The organism is Saccharomonospora iraqiensis subsp. paurometabolica YIM 90007, assembly GCF_000231035.2.
Taxonomy (GTDB): Bacteria; Actinomycetota; Actinomycetes; order Mycobacteriales; family Pseudonocardiaceae; genus Saccharomonospora; species Saccharomonospora paurometabolica.
This window is the reverse complement of sequence record NZ_KI912264.1, coordinates 104,744-105,524: the sequence shown is the minus strand read 5'-3', so window position 1 is coordinate 105,524 and position 781 is coordinate 104,744. Positions and strand designations below refer to the sequence as shown.

Annotated in this window: 1 protein-coding gene and 1 pseudogene; both read right to left on the bottom strand. The window is 73.4% G+C overall.

Annotated elements, in window-relative coordinates:
* On the bottom strand, window positions 1-515 hold a 515-nt coding region (locus tag SACPADRAFT_RS0224290; RefSeq protein WP_007027830.1), incomplete at its 3' end, for a 4Fe-4S dicluster domain-containing protein.
* Window positions 512-781: pseudogene (locus SACPADRAFT_RS33640) on the bottom strand (hypothetical protein); the annotation flags it as partial. The pseudogene SACPADRAFT_RS33640 and the gene SACPADRAFT_RS0224290, both read right to left, overlap by 4 nt.

The following is a 781-nucleotide window of genomic DNA, read 5'->3' as shown; positions in this document are numbered from 1 at the left end:
CGCAGCCGCACCGGCGGCAGCAGCGACTGCGCCGCCCGCAGCCGGGGCGGCAGGACCCGCTCGGCGACCCGGGACAGGCGCAGCTTCTGGTACAGCACCCCGAACACCGCCGCCGCGCGCAGCCTGCGCCGATGGGGGAACAGCGCGAAGATCCCGTCCCGGAACAGCCGCTCACCGCGCGAGCGCGGCACGGCACGTTCGATCTGCGGCCGGGTGGCCTCCAGCAGCCGGTCGTACTGCACCCCGGACGGGCAGGACGTCACGCAGGCCATGCAGCCGAGGCAGGCGTCGATGTGCTCGGTGAACGCGCCCTGCAGCTCGATCTCGCCGCGCTCGGCGAGGTCCATCAGGTAGATGCGGCCGCGCGGCGAGTCCATCTCCTCGCCCCAGAGCTGGTAGGTCGGACACGTCGGCAGGCAAAATCCACAGTGCACGCAGTCGTCCAGCAGTTCCCGCGACGGCGGGTGGAACGCGTCGAAACTGGACGGTGCCTGCCGTTCGCCCGGTTCGGTCACGGCCCTGCCTCCTCGGTGTCCAACCACGACCCGAACCGGCCCGGATTCAGCTGCCGGTGCGGGTCGAGTTCGCTTTTCAACGCCCGCAGCACCCGCACCGCCGACGGTGCCCGGTTCCACGCCCGGACCCCCGCGGGCGGCCGCGCCCGCACCACGGACGTGCCGCCGACAGCGTCGACGGCGTCGTGGACCGCCGCCACGGTGGAACCGGCGGGGTCATCCACGTCGTCGGCGTCGTCTGCGTCACCCGCGTCGCCTGCGTCGCC